Source organism: Desulfosalsimonas sp. (genome assembly GCF_046483245.1).
Classification (GTDB): Bacteria; Desulfobacterota; Desulfobacteria; order Desulfobacterales; family Desulfosalsimonadaceae; genus Desulfosalsimonas.
The window spans coordinates 1-6,911 of record NZ_JAWODO010000082.1 but is presented as its reverse complement, the minus strand read 5'-3'; the positions used below and the strand labels follow the sequence as shown (position 1 = coordinate 6,911).

The window sequence follows — 6,911 nt, the reverse complement described above, 5'->3', positions numbered from 1 at the left end:
AGAAAATAATATAACGATAGAAGAGAGCGCACAGATAATCAAAGAGGAAGGGAACATATTTATCGAACACGAGAACGAGTAGATCAGCGCCATGGCAGAAGCCTCTGACGTGCTGACGGATGATACCAGCAGCCCCAGGCAGGTAGCCGAGATGCTGATCAGAAACAGCACCAGGTAGATCTGCCAGAATTCTCCGGCAATCTCACAAGGCGGGACGCCGGCCCGGAGGTGGTCCGGCAGTGCGCGGAAAAAGGGGTAAAGGGGGTGGTTTTGTTTACCGCGGGCTACAGGGAGTCCGGCAGTGAAAATGGTCGGCGCATGGAGGAGGAGATGGTGGCCGCAGCCCGTGCTGCGGGAATGCGCCTGTTCGGGCCCAACTGCATGGGGCTTTACGTGCCCGCTTCCGGCCTTTCCTTTTTCCCGGGATTGTGCCGAAAGCCCGGACGTCTGGGCCTGATCTCCCATTCCGGCTCCCTTGCCAACATCATCGGCCGGGAGGCGGAGAAAAAGGGCCTGGCCTTCAGCAAGGCCGTGAGCCTGGGAAACGAGGCCGATGTCCAGAGCGCGGATCTGCTTTCCTATTTTGCCCGGGACCCGGAAACTGATGTGATCGGCGCCTATCTGGAGGGCATCACCGACGGCCGGTATTTTTTTGACGCCCTGCAAACCGCGGCTGCGGAAAAACCCGTGGTCCTGTGGCGGGTGGGCCTGACAGCCGAAGGCGGCCGGGCGGCATCTTCTCACACCGGTGCCATGTCCGGCTCCCGGCGGATCTGGCAGGGCCTGATGCGCCAGTGCAATGCAGTATCTGTTGAAGGCTGGGATCAATGGGTGGATACCATGATGGCTTTTTATCTGCTTTCGCCGGTATCCGGCAGGTGCCTGGCCATTATTTCCGGTCCCGGCGGCCTGGCGGTTTCCGCAGCCGAGGCCGCAGGCCGCCAGGGCCTGGAACTGGCCCAATTGTCAGCAAACACAAAAACACGCCTGGCAGAACATGTGCCGCCCACTGGCACCAGCCTGTCCAATCCCGTGGATGTGAGCCTCAACGCGCATATGGATATGAACATTTTTGCCAGGGCTGCTGAAATCACGGCTGCCGATGCCGGTGTGGACGCGGTTTGCGTTATTGGTTCGGGCCTGGATGAAAACACCAATAACGCCTATATCGAGGCCATGATCCGGGCGCAGCAATCATCGGGCAAGCCGTTTCTCATTGTTGGCATTGCCGGCATGCCCGCAGATACCGGCCCGCGCCTGTGCAGCGCCGGGGTTCCGTTTTTTGACACCCCGGAAAGAGCCATGGCCGCATATGCCCGGGTGGTTGGGTATTACGGCCGCCGGGGATAAACCCGCCTTATTTGTTGAAAATATCTGCCCTTGTGTCTATTGTTTGAAACAGTGCTGAACAATAAACAGGCTGTTTTATCTGCATCCATGCAAGGCAAAGGAGGGATATGGGCTGGAAAATTGCACCGAAAATCGGAGAGATTCTGAAAAAGGCCATGGATTTCAACGGCATTGACCGGCCGGAAGCCGTTGAACTCATGCATCTGGATCTGGATTCCCGGGAAAACTATGCCCTGATGCACACAGCCAACCAAATGAGCCGGCAGCAGTTTGGATTAAAGGGGGAAAACCATTTTCACATTGGTGTCAACGTGGAGCCCTGTCCCTTGAATTGCCTTTTTTGTTCCTTGACGGAACAAGCCGGAATCTTTACAGAAAAAATCGAGTTTCCCATTGACGATATTCTGCAGTGGGCCCGGATCGGAGAGGAAAACCAGGCAGATGCCTTAAACATCATGACCACCGGCACTTATTCCTTCAAGCGGCTGCTGGAGGTGGGAAGGCTTTTGAAAAAAACGGTTTCAGTACCGCTTGTGGCCAACACCCGGGATATTACCCACAGGGAAGGCGAACAGCTTTTGGATGCGGGTTTTGTGGGGGCCTATCATGCCGTGCGCCTGGGCGAAGGCAAGGACACCCCCCTTCAGGTGAAAAAGCGGATCCAGACCATCCGGGTGCTAAAGGATGTGGGGCTGCAATGGATGAATTGCGTGGAACCGGTGGGCCCTGAGCACCAGATTGAGGAAATTGTGGATCGGATGTTTCTGGCCCGCCGATATGGGGCCACCTACAGCGGGGTGATGCGCCGGATCAATTTTCCCGGCTCGCCCATGGAAAAACACGGCATGATCACGGAGCGGGAAATGGCCCGCATGGTGGCTGTCAGTCGCCTGGTCATAGGGGATGTGCCCCGGGCTCACTGCACCCACGAACCGCATACCGCCTCACTGATGGCCGGGGCCAACCTGTTTTTTCCGGAAGTGGGCTCAAATCCCCGGGACGGCGCAGACCAAGTGGGCGGCGGCCGGGGCCGGTCTCTGCAGTTCACCGCACAGATTCAAATGGAAATGGGCCTGGACCCGATGCTGCCGTCCAACTGCTTTGCCCGCTCCGTCCGGGCCGCAGGTGCTCAATTGTAGCCATTCTGGTGTAGCCATTCTGGCAAAAAAAGGAAGAAACATGCGCCCTGAGCCGCTGATTAAAGCCATCCTCATCATTGCCGTTTGTCTGGGCCTGGCTGCAACCGGACCCGGGGCTGTTTATGCCGATGAATTGCGCATCGGGACATGGAAGACCGCCCAGACCATCGCCCCGTTTTACTATGGTGATTTTGTTTCCAAAAGGGATAAGATCAACGTTTATCCCTTCACCAATCCGGCTGATCAGAAAAACGCCCTGCTGGCCGGAAGCCTGGATATGTGCGGCACCACGGTTGCCCATGCCATCCACTCGGCATCCATGGGACAGCCGGTGGTGATGGTGGCCGCCCTTTGCAACAAATGTTCGGCCCTTGTGGCCAGAAAAAATGCCGGCATTGAAACCGTTGCGGATTTGAAGGGAAAACGTATCGGCTATGTTCCCGGCACCATGCACGAGATTTTGCTGCGCGAGACCCTGAGCCGCAGCGGGCTTTCCGTGAAAACCGATGTTTCCCTGATGCGCATTGATTTTTTCGACATGGGGCTGGCCCTTTCCAGGGGCAGCATTGATGCTTTTCTCTCCGGGGAGCCCTTTCCTGCACAGGCTGTGGAAAACGGCTACGGGAAAATCCTGGCCTATCCCTATTATGATGAGGCCGTGGGCGACATTAACGCCGGCATGCTGGTCACCAGGGATTTTGCGCAAAAACATCCTCAAAAGGTGCAAAAGATGGTCACGGCCCATGCCCGGGCCACCCGGTATCTTGCCCGCCATCCGGACCAGTGGCTGAAGCGGGCGTCCAGGTTTGGCACCCCAAAAATCATTCTGAAAAAGGCCGCGGCCAACATGGAACTGGCCTGGGACATGGATGCGGTGTTTGTCAGCCGGGTCAAAGCCCTGGGGGAACGGATGCAGGCTTTGGGCATGATTCGCCGGCATCCGGATTACAAGGAGTTGATCGACCTGTCTTTTGTCCGGCAGGCCCGAAAAGAGATAAGCGCAGATGAATGATGCCGGAAAATCGCGGGCCGGTATCAATGGGGTGCTGCCCTGGATACTACCGGCAAGTCTGATCCTGGCATGGCTGGCAGCCGCAGAATTGCGTCTTGTGCCGTCTTACGTTTTGCCGCACCCCAAAGAGATTATCGATGCCGGTTATATTTATATTTTCAGCGGTCCGGATACGGGCATGTACGCAGGCCGTTTTTTTGCTGATGCAAAAGCCAGCCTGATCCGGGTATTTGCCGGATTTGCGATTGCTGCGGCAGTGGGCATTCCTCTGGGGGTGATGTCCGGGCGGCTGCCGTTTGTGGATCGGCTGCTGAGCACCTCGGTTAACGGCATACGCGCGGTTCCGGGAATCAGCTGGCTGCCCCTGGCCCTGATCTGGTTTGGCATCGGCATGAAAACCACGGTGTTTCTTGTGTCCCTGGCTGCTTTTTTCCCCGTCTACATCAATTGCGCCAGCGGGGTTCGCCAGGTGAGCCCTGTGCTGCTGCGGGCCGGGGCCATGATGGGGGTTCGCCGCCTGCGCGGAACCTTTGCGATTCTTCTGCCCGGGGCCATGCCGTCTTTGGTATCGGGACTGCGCCTAGGGCTGGGCATTTCCTGGGCCTACCTGGTTCTGGGAGAGCTCACCGGCGTGCAGAACGGTCTCGGGGCCGTGATCATGGACGCCCGCATGGTGGGCCGCACGGATGTCATTATCGTCGGCATTGTCATCATTGCCGTGATCGGCCGCATATCCGATCAGATGCTGACTGCCGCCTTGCGGCTCTGCTTTAAAAGCGCCAGGAGATCGGCATGACAACGCAATTAAAAGTCCTTTCCGCCGGGAAACCGTCAGATGCCGAAAAATCCCCGATTCTTGAAGTCCGTGACCTGGCGCTGCATTTTAAGGTCAACGGCTCTGTGCTGCCGATTCTCGAAAACATCGGGCTTTGTGTGCAGCCAGGTGAAATGATGTGTGTTCTGGGGCCCAGCGGCTGCGGAAAAACCACCCTGTTAAATGTGCTGGCCGGGTTTTTAAAGCCCAGCACCGGGCAGGTCCTGGCCCACGACCGGCCCATATCCGGCCCCGGCCCGGACAGGTGCGTGGTTTTCCAAGAGGATGCGCTTTTCCCCTGGCTGACAGTGGCGGAAAACATCGGCTTTGGATTAAAAGGCAAAAGCTTTTCCCGCCGGCAGAGACGGGAAATGGTGGAGCGCTATCTCAACTTGGTCGGTCTTTTGCCCTTTGGCGGCTATCTGCACTCTGAAATTTCCGGCGGGATGAGACAGCGGGTGGCCCTGGCGCGCGTGCTGATCCTGGAGCCCGCAATTCTGCTCATGGACGAGCCGTTTGTGGCCCTGGATTCCCAGACGCGGCAGGAGATGCAGCAGCTGCTGTTAAGCCTCTGGAAGCGATTTTCCCACACCGTCGTGTTTGTCACCCATGATGTCCGGGAAGCCGTGACCCTTGCCGACCGGGTGGTCATGATGGACAAAAATCCCGGGCGGGTAAAAAAAGTGGTTGAAATGGATCTGCAAAGACCCCGGGACCCGGCGGGAAATCTTTTCCACAGGCAGTGCGGGCGATTGGATGACCTGCTGCGAAGAAGATAAGCGGTAATTACTCCTGCAAAAGATGGTTTTGTCTTTTTTCCATCAAAAGATAGGCTTCTCTGCGGTGACAGATGCCCAGGACAAAAATCTCATTGTCCTCCACCCTAAACACGATGCGATAATCCCCGACCCTGAGCTTCCGGTAGTTTTTCAGTGTTTTGCGCAGGGGTTCTCCATACTCCTGGGGGGCTGCCAGAAGGCGGGTTTCTATGGCCCGTTTCACCCGTTTCCGGATGTCATTATTGAGTTTCGGAATATCGCGCTTCTTCACATCAGGATGATAGAGAAGGGAAAACGACACGCTATTGCCACACTTCTTCATGTGTCAGTGCCCTGCTGCGGTCAAAATCCTCATCGCGCCGGGCGGCAAAATCGGCCAGAGCCCGGTCTTCGCGCAGCTCCAGGGCTTCTCTGGCCAGATCACGCATCAGCATGGACAAAGACAATCCCTGTTCTTCGGCAAGCTCATGCAGGGCGTTGTATAAGGGCTTTTCCAGTACAACATTGATTCTGGGATTTTTTGAAGGCATGTGAAACCTCTTTTTTCAAATATTTTTCTTGTAGTGTTACACTTATGCATCACCATGTCAAGCACTGCTTTCAGACAACTTCTAAAATTGCATCCCGGATCTTTGCCGGTTCAAAAACCACATTAAAGCACCAGTCTCCGAATCCGCCGGCTTCATTTACCGACTGGATCCAGTTTTGTATGGCCATGCGTTTTGCAATAAATGTTTGCAATTACGTAATTGTATGGTTAAACTGGAAACATTGATGGTGCCGTAAAAAGTTCAATATCTGCGTTACGCGCAATTTTTCAGAATTTCACGTACGGCTAAGTACGCTTCATTCTTCGAAATTGCGCAAGCCTTGATCTTGAACTTTTTACGGCACCATCTGAAATTAGACTTTTTACGGTGCCATCCATCAACATTAAATTGCTCGTAAGTTGTCATGACCTGCGGCTTTCACCTTTTTATCGCTGATCGTCAAAAAACGGAGTGTTTTTTTTGCTCCGCCAAAAAGAAATGGTTGAAGCAGGAAACGTCCTGTAAATTCAAGACAAGGAGGTTTAAATGAAAGTTTTGGGTGTGTCCGGATCGCCGATTGAAAACAGCAACACAGACCGTGCTGTTAAAACCGTGCTGGAAGCCACAGGCATGGAAACCGAGTTTTTTAAGCTCAGTGAGCTTGAAATCGAACCCTGCCGCGCCTGCCTGGGATGCGTGGATACAAATGAATGTGTTATCGGCGATGACGGCAATATGCTGGCGGAAAAAGCCAAACAGGCAGATGGTCTCGTAATCGGCGGCTATACCCCGTATTCCAGCATTGACGCCCGGACCAAGGCGTTTCTCGAAAGGCTGTATCCGCTCCGGCACAAGCATGGATTCATGAGCGGAAAATCCGGCGTGGCCGTGGTGACATGCGCGATCCCGGAAGACTGTGCAGGCATGCCCCCGGCCTGCGAAAGCGGTGCCAACAGCATTTTTTACTATATGATGGAAGAGGGCATGAATTTTCTGGGATCCGTTAAAATCCAGGGAAACATTCCCTGCATCAGCTGCGGCTACGGCGATGCATGTGAGATGGCCGGGCTTAAGATGATTTTCGGCCCGGAGGCCTCTGTGGATACAGTGGGTGTAAATACATTTGAAACCCAGGCCGAGGCGGAAAAGCCGCCAGGAAACTGGGTGCCGGGCTGCGGGATGCCATCATGAAACAAGCCTGACCCATGCGGATAAAATAACAAGTATTTGTTTTTGTCATTGCCCGGGTTTGGGACTATGGTTTTAAACAGTGGTTTTAAACAGTTG

8 protein-coding genes are annotated in these 6,911 nt (G+C 55.0%); 6 read left to right on the top strand and 2 right to left on the bottom strand.

The window, feature by feature from the left end; genetic code table 11:
- Positions 1 to 180 precede the first annotated feature (180 nt).
- From R6U41_RS07520 to R6U41_RS07500, 5 genes are all read left to right on the top strand, one after another.
- Positions 181 to 1,350, top strand: a complete 1,170-nt coding sequence (locus tag R6U41_RS07520; protein WP_410269219.1) for a CoA-binding protein — start codon at positions 181 to 183, stop codon at positions 1,348 to 1,350.
- Positions 1,351 to 1,457: 107 nt separating this feature from the next.
- A complete protein-coding gene (locus R6U41_RS07515; RefSeq protein ID WP_410269218.1) occupies positions 1,458 to 2,489 on the top strand; it encodes a radical SAM protein in 1,032 nt (343 codons plus the stop codon).
- Between the two features lie 40 nt (positions 2,490 to 2,529).
- Positions 2,530 to 3,501: an ABC transporter substrate-binding protein gene (locus R6U41_RS07510; protein WP_410269217.1), complete on the top strand. Its 972-nt coding sequence runs from the start codon at positions 2,530 to 2,532 to the stop codon at positions 3,499 to 3,501.
- Entirely contained in the window at positions 3,494 to 4,297 is an 804-nt protein-coding gene (locus R6U41_RS07505; protein ID WP_410269216.1) for an ABC transporter permease, read from the top strand. The genes R6U41_RS07510 and R6U41_RS07505 overlap by 8 nt, the downstream gene beginning before the upstream one ends.
- Positions 4,294 to 5,094 carry an ABC transporter ATP-binding protein gene (locus R6U41_RS07500; RefSeq protein ID WP_410269215.1) on the top strand — a complete coding sequence of 267 codons (801 nt, stop codon included), beginning with the start codon at positions 4,294 to 4,296 and terminating at the stop codon, positions 5,092 to 5,094. Before R6U41_RS07505 ends, R6U41_RS07500 begins: the two co-directional genes overlap by 4 nt.
- Positions 5,095 to 5,101: 7 nt before the next feature.
- On the opposite strand, the gene R6U41_RS07495 is transcribed toward R6U41_RS07500, so the two are convergent.
- Together R6U41_RS07495 and R6U41_RS07490 are read right to left on the bottom strand one after the other, a co-directional pair.
- The gene (locus R6U41_RS07495) at positions 5,102 to 5,416 is read right to left on the bottom strand and encodes a type II toxin-antitoxin system RelE family toxin (RefSeq protein ID WP_410269214.1); all 315 of its coding nucleotides are present in this window, start codon (positions 5,414 to 5,416) and stop codon (positions 5,102 to 5,104) included.
- On the bottom strand, positions 5,397 to 5,624 hold the full coding sequence (locus R6U41_RS07490) for a ribbon-helix-helix domain-containing protein (RefSeq protein ID WP_410269213.1): 228 nt from the start codon (positions 5,622 to 5,624) through the stop codon (positions 5,397 to 5,399). Before R6U41_RS07490 ends, R6U41_RS07495 begins: the two co-directional genes overlap by 20 nt.
- A gap of 546 nt (positions 5,625 to 6,170) precedes the next feature.
- On the opposite strand from R6U41_RS07490, the gene R6U41_RS07485 reads away from it, so the two are divergent.
- Entirely contained in the window at positions 6,171 to 6,815 is a 645-nt protein-coding gene (locus R6U41_RS07485) for a flavodoxin family protein (RefSeq protein ID WP_410269212.1), read from the top strand.
- Positions 6,816 to 6,911: the final 96 nt, after the last annotated feature.